The following is a 23092-nucleotide window of genomic DNA, read 5'->3' as shown; positions in this document are numbered from 1 at the left end:
TCCCACGGGAAATCAAAGGTCACTTTCTCCTAGGATTCTTAAGCGCTATCAAATAGTCGGCAGACGAATCGACACTGTTCTTTGGAAACGTTAGGCTCTTTTTATTCCGGTTAGTTTTAGAAACACCTTCAATTTGCTTCGACCATTGACCGAACGTATCTAGAATCTGCTGTATCTGCGACAGAGAAAACTTCTCCCCCTTGGCGAGGTAGAGGAGTGGGGTTACTCTTCACTTGGATGCAGGCCATTGGAGCCTGCTCACCCCACCGCCACACACTCAATCTCGATGTCAAACTCCATCGGCCACGAAGCCACCGGCACAAAGCTCCGCGCCGGCGGGTTGGTCGAGAAATACCTGGCATAGACCCGGTTGATCGCGTTGTAGAAGCCGGAATTGACGGCGTAGATGCGCACCATCACGACATTGTCCAGCGAGGTGCCGGCCGCTTCCAGGCAGTGTTTCAGCGCCTTCAGCGACGCCTCGGTCTGCACCTCGATGTCGCCCCGCACCATCTCGCCGGTCACCATGTCCACCGGCGGTGTCGCCGAGATGAACACGAAGCCGTTGGCCCTCACCGCCGTCGAACAGGGCAGGCCGAGCGCCCGCACCTTGTCCGACATGACGGGCACTTCGATGACTTCCTTTTTCACAGTGGTGCTCCCTGGGTTTGGGGGGAGCTTATAGTGCCGGCCGGGGAACGCCAGCGCCGACCCGCAGTCCAGAGCCGGAACTCGTCCCTCGCCTGCGAAATCTCGTAGGGCGCTCCCCCTGGCGCCGACGCGTTGTCCAGCCCTCACCCTTGCCCCGGATAGGGCGTGCCGTCCTTGTGCAGGAAGCGGCCGTCCGAACTCGGGCTCATCATGTCGATGTCGGAGCAGGTGATGACATCGTCCGGGTTGCGCGAGCCGACCTCGAGGTAAAGCGCCGTCGTGGACGAGCGGTTGATCAAATGGTGACCATTGCCGCTGTTCTTGGCGAAGGTGGCGCAGTCGCCGGCGCTGAGCAGCGACTCCCCGCCATCCTCGACCAGCGTCAACTCGCCTTCCAGCACATAGACGAACTCGTCCTCATGGCTGTGCCAGTGACGCTGGCTTGACCAGCCGCCGGGCGGCAGCGTCATCAGGTTGACGCCGAAATCGGTGAGCCCGCCGGCATCGCCAAGCCGGCGGCGCGTGCGGCCGGCGCAAGGGCCATCGAAGGGCGCGGGATAGCCCGAGCCCTTGCGGATGGGCAGGGATGCGAGGTCGAGTTTGGGCATGGGTGCTCTCGGGATGGTGGTGCGGCAGTGTAGTCCCACGCAGGCCTGGGAAGAACCCTGTTGCGCGATGTGAGCCGTCGCGCCCTACGGCGCCCCCCTCTGTCCTGCCGGACATCTCCCCCTCAAGGGGGGAGATTGGCTGTCGCGAATGCTTTCGCCAAATTTTCGGCGTGGGCAGAAAGAGCGCCGACGCCCAAGCTGCCGATCTCCCCCCAAGAGGGGGAGATGTCCGGCAGGAGAGAGGGGGGCGCCGTAGAGTGCTATCGTCTGCGGTTCAGCTCCCTCTCGACCGCCCTCACCCCTGATGCGCGGCCCCCAGTTCCTTCACGTGCTTCTCGTGCATCTTCAGCGTCGGCAGCGTCTTCTTGGCGAATTCCTTCATCGCCGGATCATCGCCCGATTGGGCGTAGGTGCTGAAGAGCGCGACGGCGTCCTTGTGGGCGGCTGTCTGCATCATGATGTATTTGGTGTCGAAGTCCTTGCCGCTGGCGGCCTTGAGTTCGTCGAGCTGGCCCTGTTCTTTCGGCTGAAGCGCCGGGCCGGCCGGCTTGGTCGAGGCGGTGGTCTGGCCCTGCGCGAGTGCCGCCTTGAAGTCCTCGCCGGCCTTGGTGTGATCCTTGATCATCTGTTTGGCGAAGGCCTTGACGTCGGCCGACGCCGATTTCTGCTCGGCGAGCTTGCTCGACTGGATCTCGAACTCGTTGGCGCCGGGCACCGTCTTGATGAAGGTCTGCGTGTCGACCTTGCTGTCGGCCGCCAACGGCGTCGTTTGGGCGGTGGATTGGGCAAGCGCGGCGGGCGCGGCGGCGAGCAAGGCCGCGGCGGTCATGGTCAGAAGCGTTTTCATCTGCAATCTCCGATCGGAATGGTTCCCTCGGGATTCCAACGCCGCAGATGCACGGAAGTTGCGCCGGGCGCCTTGCCGTCAATGGCAGCATGCCTCGCCATATTGCAGCTGCTCGTGCCAGTTCGGCCGGCCCTCCGGGGTGAAATCCATCAGGTTCCACAGGATCTCGCAGGTGCCGATGGCGCGCGGGTCCTGGCCGGGTTCGGGCGGCGCGAAGCCGAGTTCGGACGACCAGAAATGCCTGATGCCGTCAGCGTCGCGGTGGAACACCGAGAGCAGCGGGATCTGCGCACCGTCGGCATCCTCGGCGTTGTAGTCGCGCTTGAAGCTGTTGGAGGCCGACGACACCAGCCGCATGTTCTTCCAGCCACGGTCGCGGCCGAGCGTGACGAGGTTTTCGAGCGCCGTTTTCGCCACCACGGCGAAGTTGAAGCCGGCCGCCTGGAGATGGCCGACGGCGCCGTCGAACTGGTCGAGCAGCGCCGTGCAGGACGGGCATGGCTGGTCCGGCCGAGCCAGCTTCGCCGTGCCGCCCGTCATTGCCACGTCGCGCGTCTCCTGCGGATGGCGCGGAAACATCATCTGGTAGAGGATCAGCGTGTCCTTGCCGGGTGCGAACAGTTGCGACAGCTTTATCTCGGCCGCCCTGCCCTCGGCATCCAGCCCATCAAACACGTAATCCTGTGGCACCAGCCCGCCCGGCGGCAACGCGCGGCGCGCCGCAGCCACATCCTCCATGGCGCGGCGCAGCGCGATTTCCTTCTTCAGCAGCTTTTCGCGGGCGGCGCGGTATCTGGCGGATTCGTTGGGGAAGGTGATCATGATCGGCTCCTTGGGTCACAGCGCCGGCGTCCCGGCGCGGTTGCTCTAAGACCTAAGGACGCGCCGCTGCGGCCGGTTCCGACATTTTCTCCTCACCCCTTCACGCCGCCGGCGGTCAGGCCGGAGACGATCTTGCGCTGGAAGATCAGCACCAGCAGCACCAGCGGCACGGTGACGATCACCGATGCGGCCATGATGTTGCCCCACGGGATCTCGAACTGGGAATTGCCCGAAAGCAGCGCGATCGCCACCGGCACGGTCCGCTGGGCGTTGTTGGAGGTGAATGTCAGCGCAAACAGGAACTCGTTCCACGCGCCGATGAACGCCAAAAGCCCGGTGGTCGCCAGCGCCGGCCACATCAGCGGCAGGAAGATGCGCGTGACGATGATCCACGGCGTCGCGCCGTCAAGGATCGCCGCCTCCTCGACCTCGACCGGCAGGTCCCGCACGAAGGCTGTCAGCACCCAGACGGTGAACGGCAAGGTGAAGATCATGTAGGAGAAGATCAGCGCGACAAGCGAATTGTAGAGGCCGAACATCCGCACCAGCTCGAACAGCCCGGCCAGCACCGCCACCTGCGGAAACATCGACACCGACAGGATGGCGAAGAGCAGCGCCGAGCGGCCACGGAAGCGCACGCGCGCCAGCGCGTAGGCCGCGGTGACGCCAAGGAACAGCGAGAGCGCGACAACCGCGCCCGAAACCACCAGCGAGTTCATGAGGTTGCGCGCGAAGGCGCCTTCGGTGAGCACGTTGCGGTAGTTGCCGAGGCTGAACGTCCGCGGCCACAGGTCGGCCTGGAACAGCTCGGTGCCCGATTTCAGGCTGGTGACGATGGCGTAGTAGAACGGGAATACCGCGACCAGCACGATGACCGCGACCGACAGGTAGAAGCCCGCCCGCTTCAAGATCCACATCTCAGCGCCCGCCCTCGAGGCTGACCCCGCCGATCCGGATATAGGCCATGGTGAGAAGCGCAAGAATGAGGAACAGCAGCGTCGAAGCGGCCGAGCCGTAGGCGAACTTGTCGAACTCGAACAGGTTCTCGCGCGCGAACACCGACATCGACTTGGTGTGCACGTTGTTGGGCGTCAGCACATAGATCAGGTCGAAGATGCGCAGCGCATCGAGCGCGCGGAAGATCACCGCCACCATCACCGCAGGGCGGATCAGCGGCAAGGTCACCCGCCAGAAGATCTGCCACGGATTGGCGCCGTCGAGCCTCGCGACCTCGATGATCTCGCGCGGCAGCATCTGCAGCGCGGCAAGGATGAGCAGCGCCATGAACGGCGTCGTCTTCCAGATGTCGACGACCAGCACGGCCGCCATCGCCGTGTCGGCGTTGGCCGTCCAGGCGATCTTGGTGTCAATCAGGCCGAGATTGAGCAGAACCACATTGATGATGCCGAACTGGTCGTTGAGCATCCACTGCCACATCTTGGCCGAGACGATGGTCGGGATCGCCCAGGGGATGAGGATCGCCGCCCTGACGATGCCGCGGCCCGGGAATTCGGCATTGAGCACCAGCGCGACGATCGTGCCGAGGATCGTCTCGCAGGTCACCGAAATCGCCGCGAAACGCCCCGTGTTCCAGACGGCGCTCCACCAGACCGGATCGGCCAGCACGCCATCATAGAGCACCCGGCCGCTCGGCATGCGCAGCACCGAGAAGTAATTGGCGAAGCCTGCCCACTGGCGGGCGTCGAGGTCGGCCAGCGAAGCGTCGGTGAAGCTGAAATAGATGGTGCGGGCGAGCGGCCAGCCGGCAGCGGCGGCGAGCACCAGGAGCATCGGCGCCAAGAACAGCCAGGCCGAGCGCACGCGCTGGCGCATCAGCCGCGAGCGCGGGCGGCGGGTCGCGACGGCTTCAGTCCTCGGCTCCGCTTCTGTCATCCCTTGCGCCGGGTGGGATTGGGATATGGAGGCGCGTTGTGGTGTCACCAGCCACGGCCCTTCAGCCTTGTCAGCATGGCTTCGAGGTCGGCCAGATTGTCGCCCGCGGTGCCATCGCCCGACAGCGTCTTGTGGACGGCGTTCCAGAACTGGCTCGACGCCTCGTTGTACTTGATCTTGGCCGCGGCCGAGGGACGCGGCACCGCATTGAGGAATATCTGCTTCCAGCGCGGGACGATCGGCTGTTGCCTGGCGATGTCGGCATCGTCATAGAGCGCCTGGATGGTCGGCAGGCTGGAGTTCCTCAGCGCGCGGTATTTCTGCATCGCGGGCGAGGCGATGAATTTGACGAGCCCGATCGCCGCGTCCGGGTGCTTGGAATATTTGGACACGGCAAGATTCCAGCCACCCAGCACCGCCGCCGGGCGCGCGCCTTCGCCGGTGCCGGCCGGCAGCGGCGCGACGTCGAACTTGCCCTTGATCGGCGAGCCTTCGGAATTGCCGAGTGCATAGGCGTAGGGCCAGTTGCGCATGAAGACCGCATTGCCGGTCTGCCACACGCCGCGCGATTCCTCTTCCTGATAGGCCAGCACGCCGGGTGGCGCGATGCTTCCGACCCAGCCCTTGGCCATGTCGAGCGCTGCCGCCGCTTTTGGATTGTTGATCGAGATGGTGCCGTCCGGCTCGATGATCTGGCCGCCGCCATTCGACATCACCCATTCGAGCGCGTCGCAGGTCAGCCCCTCATAGGCATTGCCCTGGAAGACGAAGCCCCAGATGTCCTTGTTGCCGGCAGCCCGCTCCTTGTCCATGACCAGCCTGGCGGTGTCGGCCAGCTCCTTCCAGGTGGCAGGCACCTTGGCGCCGTATTTGTCGAGCAGGTCCTTGCGGTAGTAGAGCGCCGGCGCATCGGTGAAGATCGGCAGCGCCACCAGCCTTCCGTTGACGGTCTGCGACTGGATGATCGAGGGGAAATGGGCGCCGACGACGTCCTTGGTCGCCGCGGTCAGGTCGACGAGCTGGCTGGCGAGCTGCGGCGCCCAGATCACATCGGTCTGGTAGACGTCGATATCGCTATTGCCGGCGGCAAGCCACAGCCTGTACTGGCCGAACTGGTCGGTCCCGGATGCCGGCATGACGACGATGCTGACCTTGTTGCCGCTGTCCTTCTCATAGCGGTCGAGGATTTCACGCAGCACCTTGATGCCGATTCCTGTGTCGCCCGATACGATCGACAATTCGACGGCTCGCGCAGGGATGGCCGCAATCATCGCGGCAGCGACCAACGTGGCAAATGCGTGAAAGAGCCTCATGGCGGCGGAGGATCTCCTTTCGGAACGGCGACGCAAGCCTTCGAGGCTCCGGAAGCTCGTCGGACCCCTCCACCACTCTTTGAATGCGGAGCGGCGCTCTGGGTTCCCGAGCGATGCCCGCGAGCGGCGGTGGGCCGGGCCGCGGCTTCAGCCTTCCCAGGCGACAGGGCTCATCCCAAGCCGCTGATAGAGCCTGACAGCGGCGGCGTTTTCCACCGTGTTGGTCTTGAGGTCGACATGGTCTGCGCCGCGTTCGCGAAAGACGGCGAAGGCGTGCCACATCAGCGCCTCGCCGATGCCCCTGCCGCGCGCCTGCGGATGCACGGCGAGATCCCTGACGAAGGCGCTCGTCCAGCACAGCGCCGCCGCCACCAGCAGGCCCTTGGTGTCGATGACGAGGAAACAGAGCGCAGGGTCGAATTCGGGGTCGCCTGAGATGCGTGGCCACCATTCGTCGAACGGGCCGTCGGCGCCATCATCGAACACCTCGCTCAGCAGCGCATGCAAGGCCGGCGCATCGCCGTGCTCGAGGGTGCGCATGACAAAGCCATCCGGCCAGTGCGCGGGAACCAGCGTCTCGTCGAGGATCTTGCGCAGCCGGATGTCGTTCGGAGCCGGCGGGCGCGGTTCGGGCATTTCGCTCAGGCGTCGGGCAGCAGGCGGCGCCGCTTGCGGTCGACGCCGAGGCCGGTCGCCTCGAGCAGGCCCTTGCGCTTGGCGTCGAAATAGTAGCCGGTCTGGTAGAGCCAGTCGGCGCGCTTGGCGTTGCCGTCCGACACCAGCCAGGCGCCACGCAGGTATTTGACGGCGTATTTCAGGTTGGTTTCGGCATCGAACAGGCCCCTGGCCGGTCCGTCATAGCCCATGCCGCGCGCCGTCGCGTGCTTGATCTGCATCAGCCCCCAATGGCCGTTGTTGTAGGCTTTGGGATTGAAGGTGCTTTCGCGGTTGACGACATGGCGCACAAGGTCGACCGGCACCTGATAAAACGCGGCGTATTTTACGATCAGCCGGTCGATATCGCCGCGCACGCCGGTCGCATGCTCTTCCTGCACCGGAGCGGCAGGAAACTGGACGAGGGCAGCCGGATTCTGCGGCACAACATAGGCCGCCTGCTGCACGCCGGGCATGGCTTTCTGATCGTTCCTGGCGATCGCCGGCACGATGAGCCCGGCGGTGGCGTAGGTGGCTGCCGCCTTGATTGGTGCGCCGGCGCCAGCCGGCGGCGGCGCCTGCCAGGCATTGGCGGTCATCACCGCCGGCACGGCCGGTGCGGTTGGGGTCGCTCCGGCAAAGGCCGCGGTTGCCGCGGCCGCCTGTGTGGTCGGGCCGGCGGACAACTCAGCGGTTTGAACGGGCGTAATCCCCGACGATTCCGGCAGCACCGAAACCGTCTCCGGCAACGGTATGGTGAAGCCGGCATCGGTGCCGGCGACGGTCGCTGTTTCGGTCAGGGAAGACGCGGATTTCATCTGCGATGTCGACGTGCAACCGCTGACGCAGGCCATGGCCGCGATCACGCCGAGCGCGATAAGGGTTTGTTTTGCTGGCAAGCCGCGTTCGGGTCCGGTTCGTCGGATGTTAAGAAATCCCTTACACCAGCGATTCCTGGCGAGCAATCGGGGCGCTCAGGTGGTTTTCGGGTGGCGAGACTCGGGCCGAAATGCCATATTGTTCCTGATATGTACCGGCATGAATGCCGGTTTCTGGCCATTTTGCGAAAGGAGCACGCCATGCAAACGCCGTCGCAGATCACAGCCGGCCACGCAGTGTTAGAAACAGTGATCGGCTTCATGGGTATTGCCTGGAGCGAAAAGGGCCTGATCCGGCTCTGCCTGCCCGAACGCAGCCGCGAGGCGGTCGAGCGGCGGCTGATGCGCCACGCCGGCGTTTCGGCCGCTACCGTGCAGCCGCCGTGGGTGGTCGAGCTGATCGCCTCGATCAAGGCCTATGCGGCGGGCGAGGATATCGATTTCTCCAGCGTGCCGGTCGATCTCGACGGCATCGACGATTTCCGCCTCGCCATCTATGGCGCGGCGCGAAAGCTAGCCTATGGCGAAACCACCACCTATGGAGAACTGGCCAAGCGCGCCGGCCATGCCGGCCTGCCGCGCGAAACCGGTGCCGCGCTTGGCGCCAATCCGGTGCCGCTGGTCATTCCCTGCCACCGTATCCTCGCGGCCGGCGGCAAGATCGGCGGCTTTTCGGCGCCCGGCGGTTCGACCACCAAGGAAAAGATGCTGGCCATGGAAGGCGTGCGCGTCGGCCCGCCGCCGCCCGCGCAGGTCTCATTCGGATTTTGAAACGATAGCCGCCGCGCCAGGCTATGGCCTAGTCGTTATGAAAAAACCGCCGGCGGAAATGCCGATCGTTGTCCGGGCGCTTGCAATTATAGACCGGGCAGGATTTCGTATCGGCGCTCGGCACATAGGCGCGTGTCCTCACCTCGCCCGTTGTGCAGAATTGCTGGCTCTGCACATAGCGGTCGTAGAGTGGCAGTCCCGGTACCCGCCTCGACTGGTAACGCAGGATGACGGCGCCCTGCCGCGCGATCGTCGCCTGCACGCGGCCACACTCCATCCGCGTCGGATCGTAGCGCGAGATCGCCTGCGCCTCGGCGGCAACCAGCGTCAGGCATGCTGCCAGCAGAATGGTCTTCATGGTCCTCTCCCCTGATGCGCGGCTCACGGACAGCGCCATCTGACGCAACGGTTTCACCGGATTGGGGCGGCCATTGGGCGGTCCCTCGATCACGGCTTTCTCACGCAGTCTTGTATTTCGTGCGAAAGCAGCCTATATCAGCCCCATTGATATTTCGGCCGATCGATCCGGGCCTCGCGATCTTCGCGTTTGCTGACGTCTATCTCCAAAATCTCGATGCACACCGGCTGGACCTCGGTTCGGTCAAACCAAAGCAAATGTGAAGGACTATTTTTATGGCAACTGGAACGGTCAAGTGGTTCAACGCCACCAAGGGCTTCGGCTTCATCCAGCCTGACGCGGGCGGCGCGGACGTTTTCGTCCACATCTCCGCTGTCGAGCGCGCTGGGCTGTCGACCCTGGTCGAAGGCCAGAAGATCAACTTCGAGATCGAGCAGGACCGCCGCACTGGCAAGTCGTCCGCTGGATCTCTGAGCAAGGCAGCCTGATTTTGAAAATGGCGCGCGCCGGGCGACAGCCCGGGGCGCGCGGCAAGTCACGGATGTACTGACGGTCGCGCGAGAAGCGCGCCGGAGCGGAAAGACCCGACAAGCCGGATCAGCAGATAGCTGCCAGCCCGGACCGGACGCTCCCGATCAGGCTACCGAAATGGGAAGGCGGGCATTGTCCCGCCTTTTTATTTGCCTGGATTCCAGGCATGTAAAGCCGAACCTGGAGTCCCACCTGTGGTACCACTAGAGTGGTATTATCCGGCCATGACCAAGCTTGAGCAAATCGAAAAGTCCATCACCGAACTGAGCCCCGAGGAGCTGAAGGCGTTTGCCGCATGGTTCGAGGCGCTCCAGGCGGACCTGTGGGATCGGCAGATCGAGACCGACGTGAGGGCGGGGCGATTGGACAAGCTTGCCGAACAGGCATTGGCTGACCATCGCGCCGGCCGGACTCGCCCTCTGTGAATCACGGCGCCTCTCCATCATTCTGGAAGGCTTATGAAAAACTGTCATCGTCGATCAAAGCAAAGGCGGACAGGGAGTTTTCCCAGACTGCGTTCCGATCCTTTTCATCCCTCCTTACATTTCAAGCAGGTCGGTTGCTATTGGTCGGCGCGGGTCGACGAAACTACCGGCTGTTGCCATACGCAACAATGAAGATGTGATCTGGTTCTGGATCGGCACCCTATGCCGACTACGACCATCTGTTGAAATAGCTCCCGCGCAGCTTCCCGGACGATGGGCGGCCGGGCCTCGCGCCTGTTGACGCGTGCCCCGCCCCCAAAGAGCCGCGAGGCGGCGACGAGGTTGAGGATAAAGCTACCCCACCCACTCCATCGGCACATGCCCCGGATCCGCTTCCACTCGTTTTAGCCACGCAGCCACCGCCGGGTAGGCGTCGAGCTGGAAGCCGCCCTGCTCCGCCGTATGCGTATAAGCGTAGAGCGCAATGTCGGCGACGCTGTAGGCGCTTCCGGCGAAGAACGCGTTGTTCTCCAGGTATTTATTCATGACACCGAGCGCCTTGTTGCCGCGCTCCAGTGTCACCGCCAGCCGCTCCGGCGTCGCGTCCTTGGCCCTTTCGGGAAAGGTCAGCAGCGCCTTGCGCACGGCGATATAGGGCTCGTGGCTGTACTGTTCGAAGAACAGCCATTGATAGGCGAGCCCGCGCTCATACTTGTCCGCGGGCAGGAAGCGCGTGCCCTCGGCGAGGTAGAGCAGGATGGCGTTGGATTCAGCGATCCGCCTTCCGTCGTCGAGCTCCAGCAGCGGCACCATGGCGTTCGGATTCTTGGCGACGAAATCCGCTTTTCGCGTATCGCCCGTGTGCGAACTCACCTCGACAGTGGTGAAAGGGAGGCCGAGCTTGGCCATCAGCAGGCGCGGCTTGTAGCAGTTGCCGCTATCGATCATGCTGTAAAGTATCATCGCTGGTCCCCGAGCGCTGCCATGTGCAGACGCGATTATCGTAGCCGCGCCGTCCTCACCAATGATTAGTTTTGGCGCGACGATCAGCGCCGCTGATGTGTAGCACACGGCGCTACCCGAACAGCGGCACCACCTTGCTGTCCCTGCCCAGCAGCGCGTCGATGGCGAGCGGTCGCTCGTCGACGATCACCCCGGCCAGCGCCGGCCGGGCGAGTAGAAAACCTTGCAGCAGGTCGACGCCGCCATCGAGCGCGACGCGCAGATGGGTGGGCTGTTCGATGCCCTCGACCAGGACCTTGGCGCCGCGGTCGTGCAGGCTGGAGACCAGCGGGCGGAAGAACCGCTCGGCGGCGGCGTGGCGGCAGAATTGCGCGAACCAGCCACCGTCGATCTTGACGATATCGGGCTTGAGCAGGCTGACCCGCTCCTCGGTCGAGTGGCCGGTGCCGAAATCGTCGATGGCGATGCGGATGCCGTCGCGGCGCATCTCGCGCACCAGCCTGGCCAGCAGCGTGTCGTCGGCCGCCTGTTCGGTGATTTCGCAGACCAGCATGCCGGGGGCCAGGCCGAGCTCGCCGAGATGCCTGCTCATCAGCCGGATTTCGGCCAAGGCCCGGCCCCGATGGGCGTTGACCAATGGATTGTAGTTGAAGAACAGATCGAGCCCGTCGACGCCGATGTTGCGGAAGTTCCTGAGATGCAGCACGCGGCACATGGTTTCGACGAACAGCCGGTCCTCGGCCGCGACGCCTTCGAAGAACGCCCGTGCGGCGCCCGGCCGGCCGGCGCGATGCGGCTCTATCAGGCCCTCGACCGCGATTGCGTGCAGGAAGCGGCCGCGCGGCGCGAAGATCGGCTGGTAGGCGCTGCGCAGGCGGAAGTCGCCATAAACGCCATATTCGATACCGACCTCGTCCATGAAGATCGCATCGCCGACATCGCGCCGCCGCTCGGGCCTCATCGTGTGCCCCTGCGCCCAAAGGCTTTCGCCGCCCGCGCGGTATGCGGCGCGGCTGCCGGGACGGAAGATGCACTGTCGGCGGCAGGCGATGGCCCGTCCTCGCCGAAGACGCGGAAGCTGGTCGGCGCCAGTTCCGGCCGTGCCAGCACGAAACCCTGGACCATCGAAGCCCCGGATTTCTCGGCCAGCTCCAGCTGCCAGCCTTCCTCGATGCCCTCGAACACGGTGCGGATGCCTTGTGCCTCGAAGCTTTTCACCATGGACGTCAGCAGCGCGAAGCCGGCGCCGGACTCCATCAACTGCGTGATCCAGTGGGCATCGAACTTGACGATGTCGGGTTTCAACTCCTTGATGCGGTTGATGTCGGAATCGTCGGCGCCATAGTCATCGACGGCAATGCGAAAGCCGTTGCCCTTCAACGCCGCGACGAAACCGTGCAGGGTCTCCTGCGAGGCTGGACGCTGCTCGGTCACCTCGCACACGACACGGCCCGGATCGATGCCGGCCTCGTGCAGCACCAGGCGCATTTCGCGCAAGGCATTGTCGGCAACGGCGCGCTCGGTGAACACCGACGGATCGAAATTGACAAAGATCGACGCTTCCTGCGGCAGGCAGGCGCCGGCATTCAGCAGATGCAGCGTCCTGGTCAGCGCCTCGACATGAAGCCGGTCGGCGGCCGGGCAGGTGCTGAAGAAGCTCATTGGCGATTGCGGCTCGCCGTCGCGGAACGGCCGGATCAAGCCCTCGAAGGCGGCAACCGACAGCTTGCCTTCCCTGAAGGCGAAGATCGGCTGGAAGGCGCTTTGCAACGTATAAATGCCCCAGACACCTGACGAGGTGCCGTCATCATGACGGATGATATGGGCAAGCCCGATGCTGCGCGACAAGGTTCCTCGCTCCGCGAACTGGCGCAATTGGGTTACGATCCTGCCACGCAAGCCTCTACCGCCCGTTAATGAACTTTCTGTTGCCGATCACGGCTCATTGACCTCCTTGCGGCACTGGCCCAGCCGACAATGCTTGCACTCACGGGAATGATGCGACATGAGAAGCGCCGCGGCCGCTCCTGGCCGCGCTGATCCTTTCTGGAGAGAAAAAAGGTCATGGCCTTCCTTGCCGACACCCTTTCCCGCGTGAAGCCTTCCGCCACCATCGCAGTGACGCAGAAAGCCCGCGAGCTGAAAAATGCCGGCCGCGACGTCATTGGCTTGGGTGCCGGCGAACCGGATTTCGATACGCCCGACAACATCAAGAATGCGGCGATCGAGGCCATCCGCCGTGGTGAGACCAAATATCCGCCGGTGTCGGGCATCGCGCCGCTGCGCGAAGCGATCGCGAAGAAATTCAAGCGCGAGAACAATCTCGACTACAAGCCGGAGCAGACCATCGTCGGCACTGGCGGCAAGCAGATCCTGTTCAACGCCTTCATGGCGACGCTGAACCCTGGCGACGAGGTCATCATCCCCCGGCCCTATTGGGTCAGCTATCCCGAGATGGTGGCGATCTGCGGCGGCACTTCGGTGTTCGCCGACACTTCGATCGACAACGGCTTCAAGTTGACGGCAGAAGTGCTGGAAAAGGCGATCACGCCGCGCACAAAGTGGCTGCTGATGAACTCGCCGTCGAACCCGTCGGGCGCCGCCTACACCGAGGCCGAGCTTCGGTCGCTCGCCGACGTGCTGCTCAGGCATCCGCATGTCTGGACGCTGACCGACGACATGTACGAGCATCTGACCTACGGCGACTTCGTCTTCAAGACCATCGCCGAGGTCGAGCCGAAGCTCTATGAGCGCACGCTGACCATGAACGGCGTGTCGAAAGCCTATGCGATGACCGGCTGGCGCATTGGCTACGCCGCGGGTCCCGTCCAGCTGATCAAGGCGATGGACATGATCCAGGGCCAGCAGACGTCGGGCGCCTGCACCATCGCGCAATGGGCCTCGGTCGAAGCGCTGAACGGCCCGCAGGACTTCATCGCCAAGAACAAGGCGATCTTCCAGGGGCGCCGCGATCTCGTCGTCTCGATGCTCAACCAGGCGCGCGGCATCTCTTGTCCGTCGCCGGAAGGCGCCTTCTACGTCTATCCGTCCTGCGCCCAGCTGATCGGCAAGAAGACCAAGGCCGGCAAGGTGATCGACACCGACGAGGCCTTCTGCTCGGAGCTGCTCGAGGCCGAGGGCGTGGCGGTGGTATTCGGTTCGGCCTTCGGCCTCGGTCCGAACTTCCGCATCTCCTACGCCACGTCGGAGACGCTGCTGGAGGAGGCGTGCACGCGCATCCAGCGCTTTACGGCATCACTGACCTGATCGTGAAAACAAAACCCGGCCAAACGCCGGGTTTTTAGATCGGCTCGACACGGTACTCAGCCGCCATATTGGGCCGGCGTCACCGCTTCCAGCCAGTCGGCATGCACGCCCTCGAGCGCTTCCTGCATCGCTATATGCGTCATCGCCGTTTTCGGCCCGGCCCCATGCCAGTGCTTTTCGCCTGGCGCGAACGAGATGACGTCCCCTGCCCTGATCTCCTGGATGAGACCGCCCCAGGTCTGGGCGAGGCCGGCACCCGACGTGACGTACAGCGTCTGGCCAAGCGGATGCGTGTGCCAGTGGGTCCGCGCGCCCGGCTCGAAGCTGACCAATGTCGCCCGCAGCCGTGCCGGAGCCTCCTTCTCGATGATCGGCGTCTGCAGCACCCGGCCGGTGAAGTACTTTTCCGGCGCGATGACGGTCGGCGTGCTGCCGCAAGCAATGATCTTCATCGTTCGATCCCTGGAACTGGTGGCGATGCGGGCGGCGGCGACGCCGCTCTTCTTTCGAGACCCTAGTTTCGGCCGATATGGCCGTCGACGCAACCGGTCTGTTCGGCTTGCAAGTCAGCGGCAACCGCACCGCGCGCTCAGCCCCTGAGGCTACCTATTTTCCTTGCCCTGCCGGCAAACAAGTGGGACGATACCTTTGGGCCGGTTGAAGACAAGCCCGCCCGCGACGGTCGAACAGGCCGGCCGCCGCTCAGGACCGACTGACCTTGGCCTGAACCATGAATGCCAGTCGGTCCCCAGGGAAACGCCTGAGTGGAGGTCAGTCATGGGTAATCGCGCCGGAGGACGACGCACGGGACCGAAATGCATTGCCATAGTCGGTCCCTTCGCAAGCGGTAAGACGACACTTCTCGAAGCCATATTGGCGCGCACGGGCGCCATTCCCCGCCAGAACCCGGTTTCCTCAGGAAACACCGTTTCAGATCATTCGCCCGAGGCGCGCGCGCACGCCATGAGCGTCGAGGCGACCTTCGCCACCACAGAATTCATGGGCGAGCAGTTCACCTTCGTCGACTGTCCCGGATCGATCGAATTCTCCTTCGAGGCCGAACCGGTGCTGGCCGCCAGCGACCTCGCAGTGGTCGTCGCCGAAGCCGACGAAAAGAAGATTCCCGCCCTCCAGCTCATCATGCGCAAGCTCGACGATCTCGGCGTGCCGCGCATCCTGTTTCTCAACAAGGTCGACAAGGCGATCGCGGGCGTGCGCGACACGTTGAAGATGCTGCAGCCGGCAAGTGCGGTGCCGTTGCTTCTGCGCCAGATACCGCTGCGCAAGGACGGCGTCGTCATCGGCTCGATCGACCTGGCGCTGGAACGCGCCTACATCTACCGCGAATATGCCGAGAGCGAGGTGGCCCAGATACCTGGCGACGAAAAGGCGCGCGAGCTGGAAGCCCGTTTTTCGATGCTGGAAAGGCTGGCCGACCATGACGACCAGTTGATGGAACAGCTGCTCGAGGAGATCGAGCCGCCCAAGGACGCGGTCTTCGACGATCTTGCCGCGGACCTGCGCGACGGCGCCGTCACGCCGGTGCTGATCGGCACCGCAGAGAAAGGCAATGGCGTGCTGCGTCTCCTGAAGGCGATCCGCCATGATGCGCCCGACATCGACGCGACCCGCAAACGGCTCGGCGCCCCCGAAGGCAACGCGACCGTGGTTCAGGTGATGAAGACCATCCATACGCCGCATGGAGGCAAATTGTCCGTGTCGCGCATCCTTTCGGGACAAGTCGCCGATGGCTCCGAGCTCTGGCTGCCCGGCGGCGACATGGCAAAGGTGTCCGGCATCTACAGGATGCTTGGCAAGGACCAGTCGAAGCTCACCGCGGCGAAGACCGGCGACACGGTCGCGCTCGGCAAGCTGGACGCGGTCAAGACCGGCCAGACGCTGACCTCGGCCAAGGGCGGCATGAAGCCGCTGCTACAGTTCGAGCCGCCGCAGCCTGTCTTCGCTTTCGCCTTGCGGCCGAAGGAGCGCAAGGACGAGGTGAAGATGTCGGCCGCCATCCAACGGCTGGCCGAAGAAGATCCCTCGCTCAGCCTGCATCATAACCAGGACTCGGCCGAGACCGTGCTGTCGGGCCATGGAGAAATGCACCTGCGCGTCGTACGCGAACGGCTCGAGGGCAAGAACCAGATTCCGGTCGAAGGCCATCCGCCGGCGGTGCCCTACCGCGAGACTATCCGCAAATCGGCGCAGCAGCGCGGCCGCCACAAGAAGCAGTCCGGCGGCCACGGCCAGTTCGGCGATGTGGTGATCGAGATAAAGCCGCTGCCGCGCGGCGCAGGTTTCCAGTTCACCGATACCATCACCGGCGGCGTGGTGCCCAAGACCTACATCCAGTCGGTCGAAAGCGGCATACGCGATTACCTGAAGTCGGGCCCGCTCGGCTTTCCCGTCGTCGACGTCGCCGTCAACCTGTCGGACGGCTCCTACCACGCGGTCGATTCCTCCGACATGGCCTTCCAGATGGCGGCCAAGCTTGCCATGAAGGAAGGCATGGCGGGCTGTTCGCCCGTGCTCCTGGAGCCAGTGATGAAGGTCGAGATCGTGACGCCCTCCGATGCGACCTCGAAGATCATCGCCCTGATCCCGCAGCGGCGCGGCCAGATCCTCGGCTACGACGCGCGACCCGGCTGGCCAGGATGGGATGTCGTCGAGGCGACCATGCCGCAATCCGAGATCGGCGATCTGATCATCGAGCTGCGCTCGGCCACCTCAGGCGTCGCCAGCTACCGCGCCGTCTTCGACCACATGGCCGAACTCACCGGCCGGCTCGCCGACGAAGCGATGAATGCCAACGGCAAGGCAGCCTGATTCTGATGCATGTCGTCTAAAGTGATCTCGGCTTTGGGACATCGACATCCACAAAGATTTGGGTGAGTGCCCTCTCGAACCTTGTTCGAGGGGGCGCAAACAAAAAACGACGCCCGGGGGGCCGGACGCCGTTTTGTTTGCGGACCGTTTTCTTGGGAGGAGAAACGGCAGGTCCGCCGCATCTTGAAGTCGCCGCTTCGGCGGAAGAAGGTTCGGACGCGGTAGCCGCCTGAGCCCGGATCGTCCGAGTGATGCCCCCATCTCCCGTCCGACCACACCGCGTCCTATGGTCTGCTTAGCAGGAGCCGAACGCCTTTGACATGTTACCAGAGGTTACATGTCACTGTTACGTGGCTATTTCGGTGGATTTTCCCGCCCTTCCGGCAGCCTCCGGGCAACAAAAAAGCCGGATCAATGAAGATCCGGCTGAGTTTGATTGGAAGTGCCTGTTAAGGCTAACCTCCAGAGGGGAACACTCGAGGGCGCTAATGGGAGGAGAACGCGCCCAGGAGATGAACTATATATGTGCTCATCATGCCCAAGAAACAAGCATCTATTTTGCAACACACGCATGCAAAAAGACGCAGGCTGTGGTCTAAGCCATTTCTGGACCCAATAGGACCAGCAGAATCACCGAAGCGGAACCCGCAATGAGACAATTGTCACGGCGGAATCGCGAATCACGCTCGGTTTTCATCCCGAAATGTCAAAAATGCGCAATGGCGTGGAATGAGGCAGCAGGCGTTTATTTCCGAGGCAACTAATGCATGTCGCGCAAAGTGTCCTCGGTTCGGCAGCGACGTGAACAACAAAGACTTGAGCGCGTCGCGGGAATCGGTTTGGGCGTGACATGCTTCAGGCGGGAGACAAGCAATGCGGACCTTTTCGGCGATCGCCGGCAGTGCTGCGTTCTTCATCGCGGCACCCTGTATCGTCGCCGGCCTCGTGCCGTGGCTGCTGACGGATCGCTGGGACCGGCCATGGTCGAGCCTGCCGGGTCTTGCCCCTCTTGGCTGGATCCTCATCGCGGTCGCCGTGGCGGCGCTGCTGCATGCATTCGCCTGCTTTGCGCTTGAAGGCCTCGGCACGCCTGCTCCGGTCGCTCCGACCGAGAGACTGGTGGTCGGCGGGCTCTACCGCCATGTCCGCAATCCGATGTATGTGGCGGTGCTGTCGATCATCATCGGCCAGGCACTGCTGTTTTCAAGCTGGACGCTTGTCGCCTACGCCGCCATGGCAGCCGCGGCCATGGCCACCTTCGTCAAGCTGTACGAGGAGCCGACGCTCGCACGCCGCTATGGCGATGAATACCAAACCTACCGCCGCAACGTGCCCGCCTGGCTGCCCCGCCTGACGCGCTGGCGGGGGTGAGGGTCTGCACGATCTCCGGTCAATACGACCAGCTCCGCGCCTTGGCGATGATGAAGTCGCGAAATACGTGCAGCTTCGCCTGGTTCTTCATCGCGTCCGGGTAGGCGAAATAGGTGTCGAAGGAAGGCACCTCCGTTTCCGGCAGGAGCTGCACCAGGCCGGAATCCTTGGAGATGACATAGTCGGGCAGCATGGCGATGCCGGCGCCGCCCTGCACCGCGCGCTTGATCGACAATATGTCGTTGATCTGCAGCGTCGGCACGCGCTGGCCGCCCTCGAAATCGCCGACCGTTTCCAGCCAGTTCAGCTCCGACAGATGCGCGGGCACCGGCACGCCGAAAGTGACGATGCGATGCGCCTTGAGCTCGGCCACCGAAGCCGGCCTGCCATGCTTGGCGATATAGCCTGGCGAAGCATAGAGGTGGAAATGCACCGTGAACAGGCGGCGCTGGATAAGGTCCGGCTGCTGCGGCTGGCGCAGCCGGATGGCGCAATCGGCCTGGCGCATGGTGAGGTCGAGCTCCTCGTTGGCGAGGATCAGTTGCAGGCTGATTTCAGGATAGAGCTCGATGAACTCCTGCACGCGCTCGGTCAGCCAGCCGGCGCCGAGCCCGACCGTGGTCGTGACCCTGAGCACGCCGGAGGGGCGGTCCTTGGTCTCGGTCAGCCGCGACTTGATGGTCTCGAGCTTCATCAGCACGTCATGCGCCGTGCGGAACAGCATCTCGCCCTGTTCGGTCAGCACCAGGCCGCGGGCGTGACGGTTGAACAGCGGCACGCCGACATCGTGCTCGAGCGCGCTGACCTGGCGCGAAATCGCCGATTGCGACAGATGCAGCGTCTCGGCCGCATGTGTAAACGACCCCGCTTCCGCCGCAGCGTGAAACACGCGTAGCTTGTCCCAGTCCAACGCCATGATTCCCCTCGTTCCTGTTTGGCGTCTGAATGAAAAATCAGGCTTTTACACGGCGTTTCTAAGCCGTTCTTTCAACAGTTTGCGAACCGCTATTCGGCCGCCTCGCGATGCACCTCGATGCCGGCCAGGTACTTCTCCGCCTCGAGCGCCGCCATGCAGCCCAGCCCCGCCGCAGTCACCGCCTGGCGGTATATATCGTCGGTCACGTCGCCGGCGGCGAACACGCCGGGCACGTCGGTGCGGGTCGAATCCGGCGCCGTCCACAGATAGCCGTTCGGCTTCTGCTTCAGCTTGCCGACGAACAGCTCGACCGCCGGCGCATGGCCGATCGCGACGAACACGCCGTCGACCTCGAGCTGCGTCTCGACACCCGTCACCACGTTGCGCAGCTTCAACCCTTCGACCGAAGGCGGCAGTGGCGTCTTGCCCGGACGGCCGGTGATCTCGTCGACAACCGTGTCCCAGATGACGCGGACATTGTCCTTCTTCAAGAGCCGCTCGCGCAGGATGCGTTCGGCGCGGAAGTCCGAGCGCCTGTGGATGACCGTCACGCTCTTGGCGAGGTTCGACAGATAGAGTGCTTCTTCCACCGCCGAATTGCCGCCGCCGACCACCGCGACATCCTTGCCGCGGTAGAAGAAGCCGTCGCAGGTGGCGCAAGCCGATACGCCGAAGCCCATGAACGTCTGTTCGGTCGGAATGCCAAGCCATTTGGCCTGCGCGCCGGTGGCGATGATCAGGGCATCGGCCGTGTAGACGGTGCCGGAATCGCCGGTTGCGCGGAACGGCCGCACGTTGAGATCGACCTCGGTGATGATGTCGGCGATGATGTCGGTGCCGACATGCTCGGCCTGCCTGAGCATCTCGCTCATCAGCCACGGACCCTGGATGGGTTCGCCGAAACCGGGATAGTTCTCGACGTCGGTGGTGATCATCAGCTGGCCCCCCTGCTGCAGGCCGGCGACCAGCATCGGCTTCAGCATGGCGCGGGCGGCATAGATCGCCGCGGTATAACCGGCCGGGCCGGAACCGATGATGAGGACAGGCGCGTGCTTGGTGGTCATGAAAAGCCTCTGCGGAGGGCTGCCGGCGTTTGCGGCATGGAAAACTCGTCGATGTCGCGCGTAATGTAAGTGTTGCCCACGACGCCAGCAAGGCAAGTTGGCGTTCGTCCCCGGAAAGCTTTGTCGCACCGGGCGAACCGCTCCGGTACGACGCGGATTTCTTCGTAGGGGATGGCGTGGACAGCAAAGTCGTTTAATTACAAAATCCCGCAAGATTCTTGCGCCACCCGTAATCATCGAAAGCCCCGAAATGCCGCTCAAGGCCGACCTCGACGCAATCGACTGGAAGATCCTGCGCGAATTGCAGGCAGATGGGCGCATGACCAATGTCGAACTGTCGAACCGCGTCGGCATTTCGGCACCGCCTTGCCTACGCCGCGTCAAGCGACTGGAGGAAGCCGGCATCATTCGCGGCTATCGGGCGCTGCTCAACGCGCCGGCGCTCGGTCTCGACGTGGTCGCCTTCTGCCTGGTCGGCCTGCACCATCAGGCCGATGCCGAGCTTCGCATCTTCGCTGAGCGCACGCGCGGCTGGCCGGTCGTACGCGATGCCTGGATGGTGTCGGGCGAATCCGATTTCCTCCTGCACTGCGTGGCAAGCGACCTCGGCGCCTTCCAGACCTTTGTCATCGAGGAACTGACCTCCACGCCGAACGTCGACACGGTGCGCACAGCCCTCACCATCCGCCGGGTCAAGGATGAAGGGTTGGTCTCGTTCGAGCGGCCGTGACGCCGATCGATTGCGGCACCCGGCCAAAGCGAATTCCGGAATTTCGCCACATCGCCGCCGCGTTGATAACGGACAGCGCAGGCAGCCGGATCGTCTTGTGCGATTTGGCGCCTGATTGGTTTCCTTGCCCAAGCAGCGTAAGTTCCAAGGACAATCCGCCGTGGAAGGGACCATGACCAGGTTTGCAAGCCCGATTTCGGCGCTCATCATCTGCATGAACGAGGCCGATATGATCGGCCCGTGCCTCGAAAGCATCGATTTTTGCGCCGAGATCGTCATCGTCGATTCAGGCTCCACCGACGCCACGTTGGACATCGTTCGGCAGTTTGTCGCTGAGGGCTATCCGATAAAGCTGCTGCACAATGGCTGGCCGGGTTTTCCGCATCAGCGGCAATTCGCGCTCGACCACGCCACGCAGCCCTGGTGTCTTTCGATCGACCCGGACGAACGCGTCGACGACCGGCTGCGGCAGTCGATCATGGCGGCGGTCGAGACGGCGAATGCCGGCATCAGCGGATGGTACATCCGCCGCCGCGACTGGCTGAAGGGCTACGGCTATGCCCATCGCTGGGTGCTGCACAACAGGCTGTTGCGGCTTTTCCGCCGGGAAGGTGCGACCATGGACGTGACCGCGCGGGTCCATGAATCCTTCGGCGTTTCCGGCGAGACCAGCACGATCGAAAGCGGCGTGCTGCTGCATCGCCGCGAAATATCGGTCGAGGAGGATCTGGCCCGGGCAAATGCCTATTCCAGCCTCAAGGCGGCCACCCTGGTCGAGAAAGGCAAGAAGCCGGGCCTGGTGCGGCTGGTGCTTTCGCCGCTCGGCAACTTCCTGAAATTCTACCTGGCCAAGCGCTACTTCCTGTGCGGCCGGCACGGCTTCGTCTATTCGATGTCGGTGATGATCTATTCCTTCGCCACCGAGGCCAAACTGTATGAGGCCTCGCAAGGCAGCGAACCGGCGTGAGCGGTCAGGCCCGGATCAAGACCGCTTATCCCGGCCATCGAGCCGCCCTATGGCGGCGATGAGACCGTCGAGGTCGCTGCTGTCCCGCAAGGGCCTGATGACGAAGCCGGAGCGAAGCTGCGCCTCGCCGCCGACGAGCCAGCCCTGCGGCAGGCCGGCGCTCAGGCCTGCCTCCATGTCGGCCAGCTTGTCGCCGACGATCACGGACCGCCGGAGATCGAGATCGAGGCGTCTCGCCGCCTCGAAGAGCATGCCGGGATTGGGTTTGCGCATCGGGTGATCCGATATGCCCAGCGGCCCCACGCCAGCCTCGTGGTAGGCGCAGGCCAGCACCATGTCCACGACAACGCCCTGATCGCGCAACAGCTCGAGCACGCGGCGGTTCACATCGGCGAAGGCACTCCAGCCGAAATAGCCGCGCGCGATGCCGGACTGGTTGGTCACCACCACGACCGGGATGCCGGCATTGTTGGCGGCGGCGATCGCCGGCAACATCTGCGGCCGGAGCTCGATCTCGGCCGGATCGCTGGGATAGTCGGTATCGACATTGATGGTGCCGTCGCGATCGAGGAACAGAGCCGGCTGGCCGGCGGGAAAAACCCTGCCGCCGATCCGCTCCACCCACAGGCCCGGCTCGGCCAACGGGTGCGGCGCCTTGTCAGCCATTGCTGAGGCGCGCTTCCACCACCTCGCACAGGTGATGGTAGAGGCACAGATGCCCCTGCTGGATGATCGGCGTCGAGGTCGAGGGCACGTTGAGCAGGATGTCGGTCAGCGGCGCGAGCTTGCCGCCTGTGTCGCCTGTCAGGCTGATCACCGTCATGCCCATGGTCCGCGCCTGTTCGGCGGCCGCCAGGATGCTCGGCGAATTGCCGCTGGTCGAGATCGCCAGAAGCACGCTGCCGGCCGCGCCATGCGCCTCGACTTGGCGCGAAAAAACGGTGTCGAAGCCGTAATCATTGCCCCAGGCGGTCAGCACCGCGGCATTGGCCGGCAGCGCGATGACATTGTAGCCCTTGCGCTCCTTGAGAAAGCGGCCGACCAGTTCGCCGGCGATGTGAATGGCGTCGCTGGCCGAACCGCCATTGCCGCAGATCAGCAGCGCCTTGCCCGACGAAAGGGCGGCGACGATCGCGCTCGCCGCACGTTCCATCGCGCCTGTGAGATCGCGCTCGACCAGCGCCGTGATCGCGGCCGCCGAGCGGACCAGGTAATCGTTCAGTTCGGACATGAA

General features: G+C 63.9%; 26 protein-coding genes. 8 read left to right on the top strand and 18 right to left on the bottom strand.

Going from position 1 to position 23092, the window contains the following annotated elements; translation table 11 throughout:
- Positions 1 to 258: 258 nt before the first annotated feature.
- From LB541_RS22545 to LB541_RS22505, 9 genes are all read right to left on the bottom strand, one after another.
- A complete protein-coding gene (locus tag LB541_RS22545) occupies positions 259 to 651 on the bottom strand; it encodes a Rid family hydrolase (protein WP_224619644.1) in 393 nt (130 codons plus the stop codon).
- A gap of 143 nt (positions 652 to 794) precedes the next feature.
- Positions 795 to 1259 (bottom strand): cupin domain-containing protein, encoded by a 465-nt coding sequence (locus tag LB541_RS22540; protein ID WP_224619642.1) that lies wholly within the window; start codon positions 1257 to 1259, stop codon positions 795 to 797.
- Positions 1260 to 1554: 295 nt separating this feature from the next.
- Positions 1555 to 2106, bottom strand: coding sequence for a DUF4142 domain-containing protein (locus LB541_RS22535; protein ID WP_140495937.1), 552 nt, complete (start codon positions 2104 to 2106; stop codon positions 1555 to 1557).
- A 78-nt stretch (positions 2107 to 2184) separates the two neighbouring features.
- Positions 2185 to 2928, bottom strand: a complete 744-nt coding sequence (locus tag LB541_RS22530; protein ID WP_224619639.1) for a DUF899 family protein — start codon at positions 2926 to 2928, stop codon at positions 2185 to 2187.
- Positions 2929 to 3020: 92 nt separating this feature from the next.
- Positions 3021 to 3845, bottom strand: a complete 825-nt coding sequence (locus tag LB541_RS22525; RefSeq protein WP_140818146.1) for a carbohydrate ABC transporter permease — start codon at positions 3843 to 3845, stop codon at positions 3021 to 3023.
- Between the two features lies 1 nt (position 3846).
- Complete coding sequence (locus LB541_RS22520) at positions 3847 to 4821, bottom strand: carbohydrate ABC transporter permease (RefSeq protein WP_140818148.1); 975 nt, start codon at positions 4819 to 4821, stop codon at positions 3847 to 3849.
- A 44-nt stretch (positions 4822 to 4865) separates the two neighbouring features.
- Positions 4866 to 6134: an ABC transporter substrate-binding protein gene (locus tag LB541_RS22515; protein ID WP_140818150.1), complete on the bottom strand. Its 1269-nt coding sequence runs from the start codon at positions 6132 to 6134 to the stop codon at positions 4866 to 4868.
- A 147-nt stretch (positions 6135 to 6281) separates the two neighbouring features.
- Complete coding sequence (locus LB541_RS22510; RefSeq protein WP_140566986.1) at positions 6282 to 6770, bottom strand: GNAT family N-acetyltransferase; 489 nt, start codon at positions 6768 to 6770, stop codon at positions 6282 to 6284.
- Positions 6771 to 6775: 5 nt separating this feature from the next.
- Positions 6776 to 7687, bottom strand: a complete 912-nt coding sequence (locus LB541_RS22505) for a lytic transglycosylase domain-containing protein (RefSeq protein ID WP_140495943.1) — start codon at positions 7685 to 7687, stop codon at positions 6776 to 6778.
- A 180-nt stretch (positions 7688 to 7867) separates the two neighbouring features.
- On the opposite strand from LB541_RS22505, the gene LB541_RS22500 reads away from it, so the two are divergent.
- The gene (locus LB541_RS22500; protein WP_224619636.1) at positions 7868 to 8437 is read left to right on the top strand and encodes a methylated-DNA--[protein]-cysteine S-methyltransferase; all 570 of its coding nucleotides are present in this window, start codon (positions 7868 to 7870) and stop codon (positions 8435 to 8437) included.
- A 28-nt stretch (positions 8438 to 8465) separates the two neighbouring features.
- On the opposite strand, the gene LB541_RS22495 is transcribed toward LB541_RS22500, so the two are convergent.
- A complete protein-coding gene (locus tag LB541_RS22495) occupies positions 8466 to 8795 on the bottom strand; it encodes a hypothetical protein (protein WP_224619634.1) in 330 nt (109 codons plus the stop codon).
- Between the two features lie 275 nt (positions 8796 to 9070).
- Here LB541_RS22495 and LB541_RS22490 point away from each other — a divergent pair, with 275 nt between their 5' ends.
- Positions 9071 to 9283 (top strand): cold-shock protein, encoded by a 213-nt coding sequence (locus tag LB541_RS22490; protein WP_010910991.1) that lies wholly within the window; start codon positions 9071 to 9073, stop codon positions 9281 to 9283.
- Positions 9284 to 9550: 267 nt separating this feature from the next.
- Positions 9551 to 9751 (top strand): iron-containing alcohol dehydrogenase, encoded by a 201-nt coding sequence (locus LB541_RS22485; RefSeq protein ID WP_140556015.1) that lies wholly within the window; start codon positions 9551 to 9553, stop codon positions 9749 to 9751.
- Positions 9752 to 10105: 354 nt separating this feature from the next.
- Here the strand turns inward: LB541_RS22485 and LB541_RS22475 are convergent, their stop codons facing one another.
- From LB541_RS22475 to LB541_RS22465, 3 genes are all read right to left on the bottom strand, one after another.
- Positions 10106 to 10714: a glutathione S-transferase family protein gene (locus LB541_RS22475; RefSeq protein ID WP_140556017.1), complete on the bottom strand. Its 609-nt coding sequence runs from the start codon at positions 10712 to 10714 to the stop codon at positions 10106 to 10108.
- A 112-nt stretch (positions 10715 to 10826) separates the two neighbouring features.
- Complete coding sequence (locus LB541_RS22470) at positions 10827 to 11675, bottom strand: EAL domain-containing protein (protein ID WP_140556019.1); 849 nt, start codon at positions 11673 to 11675, stop codon at positions 10827 to 10829.
- Positions 11672 to 12562 carry an EAL domain-containing protein gene (locus tag LB541_RS22465; RefSeq protein WP_140556021.1) on the bottom strand — a complete coding sequence of 297 codons (891 nt, stop codon included), beginning with the start codon at positions 12560 to 12562 and terminating at the stop codon, positions 11672 to 11674. Before LB541_RS22465 ends, LB541_RS22470 begins: the two co-directional genes overlap by 4 nt.
- Before the next feature lie 216 nt (positions 12563 to 12778).
- Here LB541_RS22465 and LB541_RS22460 point away from each other — a divergent pair, with 216 nt between their 5' ends.
- Positions 12779 to 13981, top strand: coding sequence for a pyridoxal phosphate-dependent aminotransferase (locus LB541_RS22460; protein ID WP_140495950.1), 1203 nt, complete (start codon positions 12779 to 12781; stop codon positions 13979 to 13981).
- A 56-nt stretch (positions 13982 to 14037) separates the two neighbouring features.
- On the opposite strand, the gene LB541_RS22455 is transcribed toward LB541_RS22460, so the two are convergent.
- A complete protein-coding gene (locus tag LB541_RS22455; RefSeq protein WP_140495951.1) occupies positions 14038 to 14433 on the bottom strand; it encodes a cupin domain-containing protein in 396 nt (131 codons plus the stop codon).
- 325 nt (positions 14434 to 14758) lie between these two features.
- Here LB541_RS22455 and LB541_RS22450 point away from each other — a divergent pair, with 325 nt between their 5' ends.
- Both LB541_RS22450 and LB541_RS22445 read left to right on the top strand, forming a co-directional pair.
- On the top strand, positions 14759 to 16810 hold the full coding sequence (locus tag LB541_RS22450) for an elongation factor G (protein ID WP_140524872.1): 2052 nt from the start codon (positions 14759 to 14761) through the stop codon (positions 16808 to 16810).
- 873 nt (positions 16811 to 17683) lie between these two features.
- Complete coding sequence (locus tag LB541_RS22445) at positions 17684 to 18181, top strand: methyltransferase family protein (protein WP_140897372.1); 498 nt, start codon at positions 17684 to 17686, stop codon at positions 18179 to 18181.
- A 19-nt stretch (positions 18182 to 18200) separates the two neighbouring features.
- Here LB541_RS22445 and LB541_RS22440 read toward each other — a convergent pair whose 3' ends face one another.
- Both LB541_RS22440 and trxB read right to left on the bottom strand, forming a co-directional pair.
- Positions 18201 to 19097 (bottom strand): LysR family transcriptional regulator, encoded by an 897-nt coding sequence (locus LB541_RS22440; RefSeq protein ID WP_140495954.1) that lies wholly within the window; start codon positions 19095 to 19097, stop codon positions 18201 to 18203.
- An 89-nt stretch (positions 19098 to 19186) separates the two neighbouring features.
- Positions 19187 to 20161 (bottom strand): thioredoxin-disulfide reductase, encoded by a 975-nt coding sequence (gene trxB / locus LB541_RS22435; RefSeq protein WP_140495955.1) that lies wholly within the window; start codon positions 20159 to 20161, stop codon positions 19187 to 19189.
- A gap of 250 nt (positions 20162 to 20411) precedes the next feature.
- On the opposite strand from trxB, the gene LB541_RS22430 reads away from it, so the two are divergent.
- Positions 20412 to 20891, top strand: coding sequence for an Lrp/AsnC family transcriptional regulator (locus tag LB541_RS22430; protein ID WP_140495956.1), 480 nt, complete (start codon positions 20412 to 20414; stop codon positions 20889 to 20891).
- Positions 20892 to 21063: 172 nt separating this feature from the next.
- On the top strand, positions 21064 to 21858 hold the full coding sequence (locus tag LB541_RS22425) for a glycosyltransferase family 2 protein (RefSeq protein WP_140560642.1): 795 nt from the start codon (positions 21064 to 21066) through the stop codon (positions 21856 to 21858).
- A 15-nt stretch (positions 21859 to 21873) separates the two neighbouring features.
- Here LB541_RS22425 and gmhB read toward each other — a convergent pair whose 3' ends face one another.
- Complete coding sequence (gene gmhB, locus LB541_RS22420) at positions 21874 to 22524, bottom strand: D-glycero-beta-D-manno-heptose 1,7-bisphosphate 7-phosphatase (RefSeq protein WP_140631912.1); 651 nt, start codon at positions 22522 to 22524, stop codon at positions 21874 to 21876.
- The gene (locus tag LB541_RS22415) at positions 22517 to 23089 is read right to left on the bottom strand and encodes an SIS domain-containing protein (RefSeq protein WP_224619632.1); all 573 of its coding nucleotides are present in this window, start codon (positions 23087 to 23089) and stop codon (positions 22517 to 22519) included. The genes gmhB and LB541_RS22415 overlap by 8 nt, the downstream gene beginning before the upstream one ends.
- Positions 23090 to 23092 lie beyond the last annotated feature (3 nt).

The sequence above is a fragment of the Mesorhizobium sp. BR1-1-15 genome, assembly GCF_020165475.1.
Taxonomy (GTDB): domain Bacteria; phylum Pseudomonadota; class Alphaproteobacteria; order Rhizobiales; family Rhizobiaceae; genus Mesorhizobium.
This window is presented reverse-complemented; position numbering and strand designations above follow the sequence as displayed.